Raw genomic sequence first — 15,513 nt, 5'->3', positions numbered from 1 at the left:
CCGCGCCTGCCGAAACTTCGCAAGTTTCGGCCCTGAAATCCGCGTCGGATTTCAGGGGTCGGTCAATGCGCCTCGGCCCAGTTCGCGCCCTGCCCCGCATCGACCACGAGCGGCACGTCGAGCGTCAGAACCGGATGGGGCGCGGCCTCCATGACCTCGCGGGCCGTGGCGATCAGCTCGTCCACCGCGTCCTCGGCCACCTCGAAGATCAATTCGTCATGCACCTGCAACAGCATCTGCGCGGGCAGGTCCGCGATGGCCGCCGGCATCCGCACCATGGCGCGGCGGATGATGTCGGCGGCGGTGCCCTGGATCGGCGCGTTGATCGCGGCGCGGCGGGCGAAGCCTGCGCGCGGGCCCGAGGCGGAGATCTCGGGCGTGTGGATCACCCGGCCGAACAGCGTCTCCACGCGCTTGTGCTCCTTGGCGAAAGCGGTGGTGTCGTTCATGTAATCCCTGATGCCGGGGAAGCGTTCGAAATAGCGGTCGATGAAGCCCTGCGCCTCGGCCCGCGGGATGCGCAGATTGCGCGCGAGACCAAAGCCGGAGATACCATAGATCACCCCGAAATTGATCGCCTTGGCCTGGCGGCGCACCTCGGGCGTCATCTCGTCGAGCGGCACGTTGAACATCTCGGACGCGGTCGCGGCGTGAATGTCCTGACCGTCGCGGAACGCCTCCTTCAGCGCGTCGATCCCGGCGATATGGGCGAGGATGCGCAGCTCGATCTGTGAATAATCGAGCGACACCAGCACCTTGCCCTCTTCCGCGACGAAAGCCTCGCGGATGCGGCGGCCTTCTTCCGACCGCACGGGGATGTTCTGGAGGTTCGGATCGGTCGAGGCGAGCCGTCCGGTATTGGCCCCCGCGATAGAATAGGAGGTGTGCACGCGGCCCGTCTCGGGGTTGATGTGCTCCTGCAGCGCGTCCGTATAGGTCGATTTCAGCTTCGAGAGCTGCCGCCAGTCGAGCACCCGCGCGGGCAGGTCATGCTCGGTCGCCAGATCCTCGAGCACATCCGCGCCGGTGGCATAGGCCCCGGTCTTGCCCTTCTTGCCGCCTTCGAGCCCCATCTTGTCGAACAGGATCTCGCCGAGCTGCTTGGGCGAGCCCACGTTGAACTTCTCGCCCGCGAGCTCGTGAATCTCTTCCTCCAGCGCGGCCATCTTCTGCGCGAAGGCCCCCGACATCCGCGACAGCGTGTTGCGGTCGACCTTGATGCCTGCGCGTTCCATGTCCGCGAGCACCGGCACCAGCGGGCGCTCGAGCCGTTCATAGACGCGCGTGACGTGATGGCGGTGCAGCTGCGGCTTCAGGAGTTTCCACAGGCGCAGGGTAATGTCCGCATCCTCGGCGGCATATCGCACGGCCTTGTCGATCTCGACCCGGTCGAAGGTGATCTGGCTCTTGCCGGAGCCGATCAGCTCCTTGATCGGGATGGGTTTGTGTCCGAGATAGCGCTCGGACAGCATGTCCATGCCGTGCCCGTGCAGGCCCCCGTGCAGCGCGTAGGACAGCAGCATCGTGTCGTCGATCGGCGCGATGTCGATGCCGTTCCGCGCGAGGATCTTGGCGTCGTATTTCATGTTCTGGCCGATCTTCATCACGGAAGGGTCTTCCAGAAGCGGCTTGAGCAGGGCGAGCGCTTCGCCCGCGTCCATCTGCCCCTCGGTCAGCTCGTCGGAATTGAACAGATCGCCATCCGCGGCACCCCGATGCGCGAGCGGCAGGTAGGCGGCCTCCCCAGCCTCGATGCAGAGCGACACGCCGACGAGATCCGCCGTCATCTCGTTGAGCCCGGTCGTCTCGGTGTCGATGGCCAGATAGCCGCGCTCCCGGGCGCGGTCGATCCAGACCTGCAGCGTGTCGGCGTCGCGGATCGCGGTATAGGTGGCGTCGGCGAAATCGGGCTGATCCTCGGCCTCGGCCTCGCCATCGGCGGCTTGCGGCGCGGTCTCGGGAATGACCGGGGCCTCCTCGCCCAGCGCCTCGGCGATGCGCTTGGACAGCGACCGGAACTCCATCTCGGCGAGAAAGCCCAGAAGGGTGTCGGGATCGGGATCCCGCGCCTCCAGATCCTCGAGCGTGAAGGGCAGGTCCATGTCGCAATCGAGCTGCACGAGCTTCTTCGACAGCTCGATCTGGTCGCGCTTTTCGATCAGCGTCTCGCGGCGCTTGGGCTGCTTGACCTCCTCGGCGCGGTCCAGAAGCTCCTCGAGCGAGCCGAACTCGTTGATCAGAAGGGCGGCGGTCTTGATGCCGATGCCGGGCGCGCCCGGCACGTTGTCGACCGAATCGCCCGCCAGCGCCTGCACGTCCACGACGCGCTCGGGCCCCACGCCGAATTTCTCGACCACGCCCTCGGCGTCGATCACGCGGTTCTTCATGGCGTCGAACATCTCGACCCCGCCGCCCACGAGCTGCATCAGGTCCTTGTCCGAACTGACGATGGTCACCCGCCCGCCCGCGTCGCGCGCCTGCACGGCGAGGGTCGCGATGATGTCATCCGCCTCGAAGCCCTCGATCTCCTTGCAGGCGATGTTGAAGGCCTCGGTGGCGCGGCGCGTGAGCGGGATCTGCGGGCGCAGGTCCTCGGGCATCTCGTCGCGATTGGCCTTGTATTGATCGTACAGCTCGTTGCGGAAAGTGTGGCTGCCCTTGTCGAATATCACCGCGATATGCGTCGGGAAATCGCGCCCGTGATCCTTGGCGATGTAGCGCCGCAGCATGTCGCAGAAGCCCTGCACCGCACCCACCGGCAGGCCGTCCGACTTGCGCGTCAGGGGCGGCAGCGCGTGGAAGGCGCGAAAGATGAAGGCCGATCCGTCGATCAGGTGCAGGTGAGAGCCCTTGCCGAAACTCATGTCACGCATCTCCTTGGCTGGCGCGCGCCCGAAGGGGCCGCGGGGCCTGAGGCGCGTCTTGGCCCGTATCTAGGGCTCAGGTCTTGTCGGTCTCGGCAAAATCGCGATGGATGAACCGGGCGTCGCAATAGCCGCATTCGACCCAGCCGCGATCCTCGGGGATCTGGTACCAGACCCGCGGATGTCCGAGCGCGCCTTCGCCGCCGTCGCAGGCCACGCGGTAGCTGTCCACGATCTTGGTTTCAGGCGCGTCTTGGGGCATCGGGTGATTTCCCATCCGGTTGTCTTTGCACTAGGTGCCTTATGTCGGATGTGAGGATAAGGAGCAAGACGCGCATGGCCGAGGACGCGATCCGAATCGAAGGCTTGAAGAAGACCTATGGCGGTCAGGGCAAGGCGCCCGCGAAAGAGGCGCTGAAGGGCATCGATCTCGACGTGCCGCAGGGCTCGGTCTTCGGGCTTCTGGGGCCGAACGGCGCGGGCAAGTCGACGCTGATCAACATCCTTGCCGGGCTCGTGGTGAAGACCGAGGGCCGCGTCAGCATCTGGGGCTTCGACCAGGACAAGAACCCGCGCCAGTCCCGCGCCTCCATCGGGGTCATGCCGCAGGAGCTGAACCTCGATCCGTTCTTCACCCCGCGCGGCGCGCTCGAGGTTCAGGCGGGGCTTTACGGCGTACCCAAGGGCCAGCGCCGCTCGGATGAAATCCTTGAGATGATCGGGCTTTCGGACAAGGCCGAGGCCTATGCGCGGACATTGTCGGGCGGCATGCGCCGGCGGCTTCTGCTGGGCAAGGCGCTGGTGCATCGCCCGCATATCCTCGTGCTCGACGAGCCTACCGCGGGCGTCGATATCGAGCTGCGCCAGATGCTTTGGGAGAACGTGCGCCGCCTCAACCGCGAAGAGGGCATGACGATCATCCTGACCACCCATTACCTCGAAGAGGCCGAGGAAATGTGCGACGAGATCGCCATCATCAACCAGGGCGAACTGGTCGCGCGGGACACGACGCGGAACCTGCTGGGCGAGCTTGACGCGCGGACCATGGTGATCGAACCCGAGGAGACCCCGGAGCGGCTGCCGGACATGGCCGGGATCGAGGTCGAGACGCGCGAGGGCGGCGTGCTGGCCCTGACCTATCACGCCCGCGAGACGCGCGCCGAAGAGGTGCTGGACGCGGTGCGGCAGGCGGGCATCCGCATCTCGGACGTGCGGACCGAGCAGCCCGATCTGGAGGACGTGTTCCTCGCGCTGACGAAAGGCGCGCATGGATGAGTTGGCCGTGGCGCCGAACGGCGCAGCGCTTGCCCGCGTGATGGTGCAGCGCCCGTCGAACGTGGGCGTTTTATGCATGCCACACGCTTCTACGGATCGAAGGGCAGCGCACACGGCGCCAAAGCGCCAGCCCGTGCGGGCCGCCAGGCGCTGGAGCGCGGCGGCTACCATAGGCCGCTATGACCCTGCGCTCCGAAGCGTCGCTCGAAGGCCGTAAAAACACGCGGCGTATCGGAAAAACGCCGCCGCCCGGCTTTATCCCTTCGCCAGCATCCGCCCCAGCGGTCGGCCCGCGATGATATGCACGTGCAGATGCGGCACTTCCTGCACCCCGTCGCGCCCGGCATTGGAGATCAGGCGGAAGCCGTCTTCCGACACGCCTTCGAGTTCGCAGACCTTGCCCACGGCGCGGATGTAATCGACGATCTCCATCTCCGAGGCCTCTTGCGCGAAGTGATCGAAGGACACGTACTTGCCCTTCGGGATCACCAGGACATGGCAGGGTGCCTGCGGCTGGATATCCCGAAAGGCCAGCGAATGCGCCGTCTCCAGCACGGTGTCGTTGGGGATCTCGCCGCGCAGGATCTTGGCGAAGATGTTTGCGTCGTCATAGGTGAATGCCATGGGGGCTCCTCAATCGGCAAAGAGATGGTCGGTCCGCGCGATCTCCTGCGCCTTGTGCTCGCCGACGCTGAGAAATTGCGCGATGGCCTGCGCGTTCACCTCCGGGCTGTCGATCTCGCGGATGCGCAGGTGGTTGTCGAACTCGGCATCGCGGATGCGGTCGCTTTCATGCAGCATGTCGTTGCGGATCGTCGGCAGCAGCCGGGCCAGCGTGTCGGACGGCGTGCGATCACCCGCGAGGCCGACGCGCATGGCATGGCCGGTGAGATAGGCGTCGGAGAACTGGCACTCGATCTCGAGGATGCGGGTCACCGCGCGGTCCCGGCAGAAGTCTTCCAGAAGGTCGAGGTTGACCGGATCGAGACAGACCAGAAGCCGCTCCGTCTCGAAATAGTCGAAGAGCATCCGCATCAGCGCCCGCCGATGCCGGTGGCGTTTCGACATGGTGGCCTGGATGCCACCCAGATCGGGCAGCGCGGTCGCTTCCTCGTTGAAGAGATACTCGATGCAGGGCACGTTCGTCTGCTGCCGGATCCGTTCGAGCAGACGCTTGGCGACGTGCCATTTCTTGCACACGACGATCAGCAATTCCCGTTCGCGGCCAAGCGAGCTTTCGGTCTCCCAGAAGCGCGGGGCGAAGCGGCGCCCGATCCGGCCCTTGCCCGACAGAAACTTGAACAGCTCCCGCCCCTCGTTCGAGACTTGGAATTTCACCCGCTCCGCGGAATAGAGCACGCCCAGCCGCCGCTTGAGGTCATGCGCCTCGGGGCTGATCTTGCGGGCGAAGAGATAGTCCTGGCTGAGCAGCACGTCGTAGTGATCGTTGTAGAAGACGACCGGCATGCCGTAATCGGTGAACAGCAGGAAGGTCAGCGTGCGGCTGTCGATTTCACGCTCGGGCACGAGGTGGCGCACCAGCGTCTGGAAGAAGGTCTCGTCGGGGATCCAGGTGGTGCGGAAGAACCGCACCACGTCCGGGCGCTTGCGCACGAAATCGAGCACCCATTCGACCGTGCGCCGGCGCAGGCACCACCATTGGCTGCCGATCATCATGTCGATATCCGCGGGCACCTTGCGCGTCAAGCCGAGCCGCTTCTGCGCCTCGAACATGGCGTAGAACAGCTTCTTGTTGGTGCGCTCGTTGACCCAGTGGCGATAGATCAGCCGCTCTTCCTTCCAGCCGGTCTTGATCCAGTCGGATTTGAAGTAATCGAAGCTCTCGATGTAATCGACTTCGCGTCGGTCCAGAAAATCATGCGCGTATTCGGCCGACTTGATCGCCATGCAATCGCCCGACAGCATGTAGAAATGCGTCGCGCGCGGAAAATCCTCGACCGCCGCCGTCAGCGCCTCGAGCGTGGCCGCGACGAGGCTCCATTCCCCCCAGCCGCATTTGACCCGCCGCCGGGCGAAGGTGACGTTTGGATTGTCCGCAAGGGCCGTGCGGATCTTGGCATAGGCCGCCGCCGGGGCGGATTTGTCGAAATGAATGGACATGTAATCGCCGACCGCCGTCAGGGATTGCGCCTGGCGGATGATCGCTTCCGGGTCCTTGTGACACAGAAGAATGAAGGCGATTTTTGCCATTTCTTGAAACGAGATGCCTTTTCTTCGCCCAATTGATTAGCGTGATACCTTAAACGGGCGTTGAATGAACACGGTTTCTTTGCTTTTTTGTCGCAAACGCCGTGACAGAAGCAAGCGCGTATTGAAGAGGCAGCAGTCAAGATGGGGTTTCCCGGAACCTGGATGACCGAGAGCGAGAGCGTCGTCTATCGCGTGGTCCCGAAATGCGCCTGCTCGACCATCGGGCAGATCATGTATTATTCCGACCACGGCACATTCTTCGAGGGTGACATCCACGACGCCACCCAGGGCCTGCACAAATGGGCCCGCGAGGAAAGCCAGGCGGCGATCAAGGCCAATGTGAAGACGCATTCGTCCTATGCCTTCACCTGCGTGCGCAATCCGTACACCCGCATCCTGTCGTCGTTCTTCGACAAGATCTGCGGCATCCAGCGCAACGGCAAACGCTATCGCGGCAATCTCGTGCCGCTGCTGATCCAGAAATACGGGATCGAGGTCGGCGGCGAGGACGGCACCGAGGAGTTCGACCAGGTCAAGAGCTTCCGCCGCTTCCTGCTTTTCGCCCGCGACACCATCCGCTGGCGGCGTCCGATGGATCCCGACATCCATTGGTCGGCCATGTCGGGCCATGTCTCCACCTTCATCGTGAATGGCGGGCGCTACGACCGCATCTTCTGGACCGAACAGTTCAACGAGGGCATGCAGCAGGTTCTCGACGCGATCGAGACGCCGAAGGACGTGGTGCTGAAAGAGGTGCCCCGCTTCAACGAAAGCGAGGGCCACGGACCCAAGCGCCTGCACCCGGTCGAGGATTACTTCGACGACCTGTCGATGCATCTGGTCTACGAGATCTACAAACGCGATTTCGAGCTGTTCAAGTACGATTTCGAGAACCCGGGCAACAAGATGCCCATCGGCGAGATCGACCTCGACGAAGTGCATGCCAAGCTCGGCGACTAGAGCTCAGGCCTGCGCGTGCGCCCCGCGCAGCCGGGCCCGCAACCGTCCGAGCCAGTCGTAGCCCGCACCCGCATCGTGGTACTCGGCGCTGATCCAGCCATCGTAGCCGCTGTCGCCCAGCGCGTCGAAAAAGGCGGCCTCGTCGGGTGCGTCCGGTTCCGGCGCGCCGCGCGCGGCGAAGCCGCCGATCTGCACGTGCCGGGTGATCGCCGCGTGCCGCTTCCAGGTGGCGGTCACATCGCCATGGATGCGCCTGGCGTGCCAGGCGTCGAATTGCAGCCCCAGATTGGGCAGGCCCACGCGCTCGATGATCCCGGCGGCCATGTCGAAATCGTTGAGGAAATAGCCCGGCACGTCGAAGGGGTTGAGCGGCTCGATCAGGATGGTGAGGTCCGGCGCGGCAAGGCAGGCCGCGCGCAGATTGGCCTTGAAGCGCGCCATGGCCTCGGCGCCCTGCGCCTTGCCCGCCATCGCGTGGATACGGCCCGTGCCGGTGGCCCGCGCGAAGTCGATCGCGCTCTGCATGTCCTGGGCAAAGCGCGCCATCTCGCCCGGAACCGCGGCGCGGCCCCGCGCGCCATCCTCCCAGTCGGCGACCGGCGTGTTGATCAGCACGAGCGGCAGGCCGTTCAGCGCGGACCGCATCTCCTGCGCCGAGATCATGTAGGGAAACAGGCACTCCACCCCGTCGAAGCCCACAGCCCGCGCCGCATCGGGCCGCGCCACGAGGGGCACCCCGAAAGACAGAAGCGTGATGTTGGCGGCGATCTTCATGGGACAAGCCTAGCATGTCCGGCAAAGACCGGGAGAAAATTCAGCCAAGCTCGGCGGCGGGAATGATCGGAAAGAACGCCCCGCCCGAGACGATGCCGAACCAGCGCGCGCCGTCATGCTCCGCTTCGGTGCCGATCTCGACGAGCCGGTAGAAGCTCTTGCGGTCGATCAGCGCCTCGAGGTTGCGGCGGATCAGGATGTAGGGCGACGGCTCGCCGGTCTCGGCGTCGCGCTCGACGCGGATCGGATGGTCGGGCCCGGCCACCGCCTGGTCGCCCACATGGGTCGTGAAGGTCAGCGTCTGGTCCGGCCCCGCATCCGCGACGTCGAAATCGACGGCGACGAAAGGCGCGTCCTCGACGGTGATTCCCACCTTTTCGACCGGAGTGACCAGAAAATAGGCATCGCCTTCCTTCTTCAGGATCGAGGAAAAGAGTTTCACCAACCCCTTTCGCCCGATGGGCGAGCCCAGGTAGTACCAGGTGCCGTCCCGGGCGATGCGCATGTCCAGATCCCCGCAAAAGGGCGGGTTCCACTGCTCCACCGGGGGCAGCCCACGGCCTTTCTTGGCCGCCTTGGCCGAGGCGGCAATGCCGTCCGCCGAAGGAGCCACGCGATTTTGTGACGTCATTGCTTTTGCCATTTCCGTATCGAGGGATACTCTCCTCACAACAGATAGCCGCAAATAGGATGATTGCCATGGCCCAAGCAGAAGACCTGGTCGCCGAAATCGAGGCGCTCGAGGGCAAGCTGGCGGAGGCGAAGACCGCGATCACGCGGCGCTTCATCGGCCAGGAACGGGTCGTGGACCTGACCCTGTCCGCGCTTCTCTGCGGCGGTCATGCGCTGCTGATCGGCCTGCCGGGCCTCGGCAAGACGCGGCTCGTCGAGACGCTGTCGACGGTGATGGGCCTCGATGGCAACCGGGTGCAGTTCACGCCCGACCTGATGCCCGCCGACATCCTGGGCTCCGAAGTGCTGGAAACCGGCGCCGATGGCAGCCGGGCCTTCAAGTTCATCCCCGGCCCGATCTTCTGCCAGCTTCTCATGGCCGACGAGATCAACCGCGCCAGCCCGCGGACGCAATCGGCCCTTCTGCAGGCGATGCAGGAAAAGGTGGTGACCGTGGCAGGCGAGACCCGGCCGCTCGAGGCACCGTTCCATGTGCTCGCGACGCAGAACCCGATCGAGCAGGAGGGCACCTATCCGCTGCCCGAGGCGCAGCTCGACCGGTTCCTCGTGCAGATCGACGTGGCCTATCCCGACCGCGACACCGAGCGCGACATCCTGCTGGCCACGACCGGCGCCGAGGAAGCCGAATCCTACCAGGTCTTCGATGGCCCCTCGCTGATCGCCGCGCAGAAACTGCTGCGCCGGATGCCCGTGGGCGACACCGTGGTCGAGACGATCCTCGATCTGGTGCGCGCCTTCCGGCCCGGCGATCCCTCCGCGCCCGAGCGGGTGCGCGACGTGGTGGCCTGGGGCCCCGGCCCGCGCGCCGCGCAGGCGCTGATGCTGACCGTGCGCGCCCGCGCGCTGCTGCAGGGGCGCCTCGCGCCCTCGATGGAAGACGTGATCGCCATGGCGCGGCCCGTCCTCGTGCACCGGATGGCGCTCAGCTTCTCGGCCCGCGCGCGGGGCGAGGATCTCGGCACGCTGATCGAGGATGTCGCAGGCGCCGCGCTGCGGAGCGAGGCGGCCGCTTGACACCCGAACTGGCCCTGCAGGCGCGCGCCCGCGCAGAGGAAGAGGCCGGCCGCCTGCCCGCGCTTCTGGCGCGGGCCGAGCAACTCGCCGGAACCGTGCTTCTGGGCGAGCATGGCCGCAGGCGCGCGGGGCTCGGCGACGATTTCTGGCAATACCGGCCGATGATGCCGGGCGACACCTACCGCGCCATCGACTGGCGCCGCTCGGGCCGGGGCGATGCGCAATTCGTGCGCGACCGGGAATGGCAGATCGCGCAAAGCGTGATGCTCTGGGTCGACCGGGCCGCCTCGATGCGCTTTGCCTCGACGCCCGATCTGCCCGAGAAGGCGGACCGCGCGCGGCTTCTGGGCCTTGCGGTCGCGATCCTGCTCAACCGTGGTGGCGAACGCGTCGGCCTGACCGGCTTCGACCTGCCGCCGCGCCGGGGCAATGCGCAGATCATGCGGTTGGCGCAGGCCTTCGCCGACGCCGATACCGCCGATTACGCCGCCCCCGAGGCGCGCGGCATGATCCCGCATTCCCGCGCGGTCTTCATCTCCGATTTCCTCGGCGATTTCGACGCGGTTTCGGCAGCGCTGACCAAGGCCGCCGATCGCGGCGTGCGGGGTGTTCTGGTTCAGGTGCTCGACCCCTCGGAGGAAACCTTCCCCTTCCGCGGACGCACCATCTTCGAATCGGTGGGCAGGCAGGTCGCGCACGAAACGCTGAAGGCCAACGATCTGCGCGCGCGCTACCTCGAACGGCTGGCCGCGCGGAAGGACGAATTGACCGCCATCGCCCGGGCGACCGGTTGGCTCTACACCTGCCACCACACGTCGGAGCCCGCGCAATCCGCGCTCCTGTGGCTCTGGCGCGCGCTTGACGGGAGCCACGGATGACGCTCTTCGGAACCATCGGCTTCGCAACGCCGTGGCTGCTTCTGGCGCTTCTGGCGCTGCCGATCCTGTGGCTCATCCTGCGCGCGGTCCCGCCCGCCCCGATCCGGCGGCTGTTTCCCGGCGTCGTGCTGCTGCTGGGGCTGAAGGAAGACGAACAGGTCAGCGACCGCACGCCCTGGTGGCTGTTGCTGATGCGGATGCTGGCGGTCGCGGCGATCATCATCGGGCTCGCCGGGCCGGTGCTGAACCCCGAAGAGGACCGCGCCGGTGCGGGCAACGCGCCGCTTCTGGTGGTTATGGACGGCAGCTGGGCGTCCGCCGGGAGCTGGCGCGCCAAGATGCAGACTCTGGACGGTATCCTCGCGCAGGCGGGCCGGGACGACCGGGCCGTCGCCACGCTCATGCTGACACGACCGGAGCCTGCCGTCTTCCAGGCCGCGGGCACGGTGCAGAACCGGGTCACGGGGCTGATCCCGGCGCCCTGGGCGCCCGATGCCGTCCGCACCGAGACCGCGCTGACCGCCCTGCCCGAGGGCGATTTCGAGACCCTGTGGTTCTCGGACGGACTGGCGCGCGACAGCCGCGCGACGATGCTCGAGGCGCTCGAGGCGCGCGGCCCGGTGACCGTCTATGAAAGCCCGGCGCCGCTTTACGCGCTGGAGCCTGCGACCTTCGCGGACGGCGCGGTGCAGATCGCCGCGTCGCGCCTGCGTCCGGCGGGCACGCGCGACATCCGCATCCTCGCGCAGGGCCGCGACCCGGCGGGCAACCCCGCGCTTCTGGCCGAGACGACGCTGTCCTTCGAGGCGGACGCCACGCGCGCCGAGGGCGCCCTGTCGCTGCCTGCGGAGCTGCGCGCACGGATCGACCGGTTCGAGGTCGCCGCCTCCACCTCGGCAGGGGCCGTGACGTTGCCCGATGACAGCCTGCGCCGCCGCGAAGTGGCGCTGATCGCGGGCTCGGAGAACCGCGAAGGGCTCGAACTGCTCTCGCCCTTGCATTACCTCACGCGGGCGCTGGCCCCAACCGCCGACCTGATCGACGGCGCGCTTCTGGATATCCTGCCCGCCAATCCCGACGTGATCGTGCTGGCCGACGTCGCGACCGTCAGCCCCGCCGAAGCCGAGGCGCTGCTGGACTGGATCGAAAAGGGCGGCATGCTGCTGCGCTTCGCCGGTCAACGCCTCGCCGCCAGCGAGGTCAGCCGCGCCGAGGAAGACCCGCTGATGCCGGTGCGCCTGCGCGCGGGCGGACGCACCGTCGGCGGCGCGATGAGCTGGGGCGAGCCCAAGACGCTGGCCGCCTTCGACGACGAAAGCCCGTTCTTCGGCCTCGCCATTCCGGACGACGTGACGGTCACGGCGCAGGTCATGGCGCAGCCCGACCCGACGCTCGCGTCTCGCGTGATCGCGCAGCTGACCGATGGCACGCCGCTCGTCACCCGCAAGCGCGAGGGGCAGGGCCAGATCGTGCTGTTCCATGTCACCGCGAACGCCGAATGGTCGAGCCTGCCGCTCTCGGGGCTCTTCGTGCAGATGCTTGAACGGCTCGCGGTCTCGTCGATGGCCGCCCAGCCCGACGCCGCCGACCTGGAGGGCACGACCTGGACGCCGCTCCGGGTGCTCGACGCCTTCGGCGGGCTCGGCGTGGCCGAGAACCTGCCCGGCGTCGCGGGCGAGGCGCTGGTGAGCGCGGCGCTGGGCCCGGAACTGCGCCCCGGCCTCTACCAGGCCGAGGATCGCAGCCTGGCGCGGAACGTCATCGGCGCCGAGACCACGCTGACCCCGGCAACCTGGCCCGACCGCATCCCGGTCGAAGGCCTCGAACGGGCCGAGGAGACGCCGCTCTCGGGCTACCTCCTGGCGTTTGCCACGCTTCTCCTCGTGGCCGACGTGATCGCGGCGCTGGCGCTGTCGGGCCGCCTGTTCGGGGTCCGCGCGGGCGCCGCCGCGATCCTCGCCGCGCTGCTGATCGCACCGCCCGACGGGGCGCGTGCCCAGAGCGAAGGCGGCGAGACGAATTTCGCCACCGGGGCCACCGCCGAGGTGACGCTGGCCCATGTCCTGACCGGGGACCGGGAGATTGACCAGATCGCCCAGGCCGGTCTGCGGGGCCTGTCGGACACGCTGTATTTCCGCACCTCGGTGGAGCCCGGCGCGCCGGTGGGCGTCAACCTCGAAGAGGACGAGCTGGCCTTCTTTCCCTTCCTCTACTGGCCGGTCACCCCGGATCAGGCGACGCCCTCGCCCGCGGCCTATGCCAAGCTGAACGAGTATCTGCGCGCGGGCGGGATGATCCTGTTCGACACGCGCGATTCCGATATCGCCCGGTTCGGCGCGGGCGCGCCCAACGGGCGCAAGCTGCAGGCGCTGGCCGCCCCCCTCGATATTCCACCGCTGGAGCCGGTGCCCGACGATCACGTCCTGACCCGCACCTTCTACCTGCTGCAGGACTTCCCCGGGCGCTACGCCAGCCGCGACGTCTGGGTCGAAGCGGCCCCACCCGATGCCGAGCAGATCGAGGGCATGCCGTTCCGCAATCTCAACGACAACGTCACGCCCGTGGTGATCGGCGGCAACGACTGGGCCTCCGCCTGGGCCACCGATGAGCGCGGCCAGCCGCTGCGGCCCGTGGGCTCCGGCTTCACCGGCGAGCGGCAGCGCGAGGTGGCCTTCCGCTTCGGCGTCAATCTCGTGATGCATGTGCTGACCGGAAACTACAAATCCGACCAGGTGCATGTCCCCGCCCTTCTCGACAGGCTTGGCCAATGACCGGAAGCATCGTCTTCGACCCGCTCCTGCCCTGGATATTCATCGGCGCACTGGCCGCGATCGCGGCGGCGGGCATCCTCGTCGCCCTGCTGCGCGGTTTGCGCGGCTGGGGCCTGCGCGGGCTGGCCGCACTGGTGCTGATCGCGGCCCTCGCCCAGCCCTCCCTGCAGGACGAGGATCGCGCGCCGCTCTCCGATATCGTGCTGCTTCTGGAGGATCGGAGCGCCTCGCAGCAACTGGCGGACCGCGCCGACGTCACATCGGACGCGATTGACGCGCTGGCCGCGGAGCTGGCCGCGCGGCCCAATACCGAGATCCGGCGCATCCGCGTGGGCGACGGCGCGGGCGACCAGGGCACGCAGCTCATGACCGCGCTCAACGAGGCGCTGGCGGAAGAGCCGTCGGGCCGGGTCGCCGGGATCATCGCCGCCTCGGACGGGCGGCTCCATGACATCGAGCGCGCGCCCGACCTGCCCGCGCCGCTGCACCTTCTGATGACCGGACGCGAGGAAGACTGGGACCGCCGCCTGATCGTGCGCAACGCGCCGGCCTTCGCGATTCTCGACGAAAGCTTCACCCTGACGCTGCGGATCGAGGATACGGGTGCGGCGCCCGGCACGCGGAACGTGCCGCTCGACATCTCGGTGGACGGCCAGCCGCCGCAGACCTTCACCCTGCCCGTGGGCGAGGATATCGACCTGCCGATCACCCTGCCCCATGGCGGGCTGAACGTCATCCAGTTCACCACCCCCGAAGCCGAGGGCGAGCTGACCGACCGGAACAATTCGGCGCTGGTGCAGGTCAACGGCGTGCGCGACCGCCTGCGCGTCCTGCTGGTGTCGGGCGAGCCGCATGCGGGCGGGCGCACCTGGCGCAACCTGCTGAAATCGGACAGTTCGGTGGATCTCGTGCATTTCACCATCCTGCGCCCGCCCGAGAAACAGGACGGCGTGCCGGTGAACGAGCTGTCGCTCATCGCCTTCCCGACCCGCGAGCTGTTTCTCGAGAAGATCGAGGATTTCGATCTCATCATCTTCGACCGCTACAAGCGCCGGGGCATCCTGCCCGCGATCTATCTCGACAACGTGCGCAACTATGTCGAGGAGGGCGGCGCGGTGCTGATCTCGGCCGGGCCGGATTTCGCCTCGGCCGACAGTCTCTACCGTTCGCCCCTGGGCGAGATCGTGCCCGGCGCCCCCACCGCGCGGGTACTGGAAGAGCCCTATCGCCCGGTGGTCACCGATCTGGGTGACCGTCACCCGGTCACCGCCGGGCTAACCGGCGAGGAGACATGGGGCCGCTGGCTGCGCCAGATCGAGGTGGAGGCCGAGGCCTCGGGTAAGGTGCTGATGGAAGGTGTGGGCGACCGCCCGCTGCTCGTGCTCGACCGGGTCGGCGAGGGCCGCGTCGCGCTGATGGCCTCCGATCAGGCCTGGCTCTGGTCGCGCGGCTACGAGGGCGGCGGGCCGCAGCTGGAGCTGCTGCGCCGGCTGGCGCATTGGATGATGAAGGAGCCGGAGCTCGAGGAAGAGACGCTTTTCGCGGAAGCCTCCGGCCAGACCATGCGGATCATCCGCCGCACGCTGGAGGACGGCGTCGGGCCGGTCACCGTCACGCGGCCCGATGGCACGACCGAGGACATCGCCCTCGAGGAGATCGCGCCGGGTCGTTTCGAGGCACTGTACGACGGGCCGGAGATCGGGCTCTACCGGCTGGCCGAGGGCGAACAGGAGGCGGTGATCGGGCTCGGCCCCGCGGCCCCGCGCGAATTCGAGGAGACGATCGCCACGGCCGCGCTGATGGCGCCGGTCATCGACGCGATGCGCGGCGGCGCGCTGCGTCTGGCCGACGGTCTGCCGCGCATCCGCGAGGTCGGGTCGGGCCGTCCCGCGGCGGGGCGCGGCTGGATCGGCATCACCCCGCGCGATGCCTACGAGACGCTGAGCGTGCGCAACGTGCCGTTGCTGCCCGCCTGGCTAACGCTGCTTCTGGCCTCGGGGCTGATCCTGGGTGCATGGCTCCGCGAGGGGCGGCGCTAGATTATGCCTGCGGCGCGGGGGGCGCGTCCGCAAA

General features: G+C 67.5%; 12 protein-coding genes. 6 read left to right on the top strand and 6 right to left on the bottom strand.

Going from position 1 to position 15,513, the window contains the following annotated elements; translation table 11 throughout:
• Positions 1-62: 62 nt before the first annotated feature.
• Positions 63-2,873, bottom strand: coding sequence for a DNA polymerase I (gene polA, locus BW990_RS01495; protein WP_076444282.1), 2,811 nt, complete (start codon positions 2,871-2,873; stop codon positions 63-65).
• A gap of 67 nt (positions 2,874-2,940) precedes the next feature.
• Positions 2,941-3,126 carry a zinc-finger domain-containing protein gene (locus BW990_RS01490; RefSeq protein ID WP_076445093.1) on the bottom strand — a complete coding sequence of 62 codons (186 nt, stop codon included), beginning with the start codon at positions 3,124-3,126 and terminating at the stop codon, positions 2,941-2,943.
• A gap of 74 nt (positions 3,127-3,200) precedes the next feature.
• Here BW990_RS01490 and BW990_RS01485 point away from each other — a divergent pair, with 74 nt between their 5' ends.
• On the top strand, positions 3,201-4,139 hold the full coding sequence (locus BW990_RS01485) for an ABC transporter ATP-binding protein (RefSeq protein ID WP_076444280.1): 939 nt from the start codon (positions 3,201-3,203) through the stop codon (positions 4,137-4,139).
• Between the two features lie 255 nt (positions 4,140-4,394).
• Here the strand turns inward: BW990_RS01485 and BW990_RS01480 are convergent, their stop codons facing one another.
• Both BW990_RS01480 and BW990_RS01475 read right to left on the bottom strand, forming a co-directional pair.
• On the bottom strand, positions 4,395-4,763 hold the full coding sequence (locus BW990_RS01480) for an HIT domain-containing protein (RefSeq protein WP_076444278.1): 369 nt from the start codon (positions 4,761-4,763) through the stop codon (positions 4,395-4,397).
• 9 nt (positions 4,764-4,772) lie between these two features.
• A complete protein-coding gene (locus BW990_RS01475; RefSeq protein WP_076444276.1) occupies positions 4,773-6,350 on the bottom strand; it encodes a DUF5928 domain-containing protein in 1,578 nt (525 codons plus the stop codon).
• 141 nt (positions 6,351-6,491) lie between these two features.
• On the opposite strand from BW990_RS01475, the gene BW990_RS01470 reads away from it, so the two are divergent.
• The gene (locus BW990_RS01470) at positions 6,492-7,310 is read left to right on the top strand and encodes a sulfotransferase family protein (protein WP_076444274.1); all 819 of its coding nucleotides are present in this window, start codon (positions 6,492-6,494) and stop codon (positions 7,308-7,310) included.
• A gap of 3 nt (positions 7,311-7,313) precedes the next feature.
• On the opposite strand, the gene BW990_RS01465 is transcribed toward BW990_RS01470, so the two are convergent.
• Positions 7,314-8,084, bottom strand: a complete 771-nt coding sequence (locus tag BW990_RS01465) for a hydroxypyruvate isomerase family protein (RefSeq protein ID WP_076444272.1) — start codon at positions 8,082-8,084, stop codon at positions 7,314-7,316.
• Positions 8,085-8,124: 40 nt separating this feature from the next.
• The gene (locus BW990_RS01460) at positions 8,125-8,727 is read right to left on the bottom strand and encodes a DUF1285 domain-containing protein (RefSeq protein ID WP_076444270.1); all 603 of its coding nucleotides are present in this window, start codon (positions 8,725-8,727) and stop codon (positions 8,125-8,127) included.
• Between the two features lie 56 nt (positions 8,728-8,783).
• On the opposite strand from BW990_RS01460, the gene BW990_RS01455 reads away from it, so the two are divergent.
• Genes BW990_RS01455 through BW990_RS01440 form a run of 4 tightly spaced genes read left to right on the top strand, consistent with a single transcriptional unit; the run spans position 8,784 to position 15,479 of the window.
• On the top strand, positions 8,784-9,791 hold the full coding sequence (locus tag BW990_RS01455; protein ID WP_076445091.1) for an AAA family ATPase: 1,008 nt from the start codon (positions 8,784-8,786) through the stop codon (positions 9,789-9,791).
• Positions 9,788-10,669: a DUF58 domain-containing protein gene (locus BW990_RS01450; protein WP_076444268.1), complete on the top strand. Its 882-nt coding sequence runs from the start codon at positions 9,788-9,790 to the stop codon at positions 10,667-10,669. The genes BW990_RS01455 and BW990_RS01450 overlap by 4 nt, the downstream gene beginning before the upstream one ends.
• On the top strand, positions 10,666-13,440 hold the full coding sequence (locus tag BW990_RS01445) for a DUF4159 domain-containing protein (RefSeq protein WP_076444266.1): 2,775 nt from the start codon (positions 10,666-10,668) through the stop codon (positions 13,438-13,440). The genes BW990_RS01450 and BW990_RS01445 overlap by 4 nt, the downstream gene beginning before the upstream one ends.
• The gene (locus BW990_RS01440) at positions 13,437-15,479 is read left to right on the top strand and encodes a glutamine amidotransferase (RefSeq protein ID WP_076444264.1); all 2,043 of its coding nucleotides are present in this window, start codon (positions 13,437-13,439) and stop codon (positions 15,477-15,479) included. Before BW990_RS01445 ends, BW990_RS01440 begins: the two co-directional genes overlap by 4 nt.
• The last annotated feature ends 34 nt before the right edge of the window (positions 15,480-15,513 follow it).

This window comes from Roseivivax lentus (assembly GCF_900156805.1).
In the GTDB taxonomy this organism is placed as follows: Bacteria; Pseudomonadota; Alphaproteobacteria; order Rhodobacterales; family Rhodobacteraceae; genus Roseivivax; species Roseivivax lentus.
The sequence above is the reverse complement of the archived record's forward strand: the minus strand, read 5'-3'. Positions and strand labels throughout refer to the sequence as shown.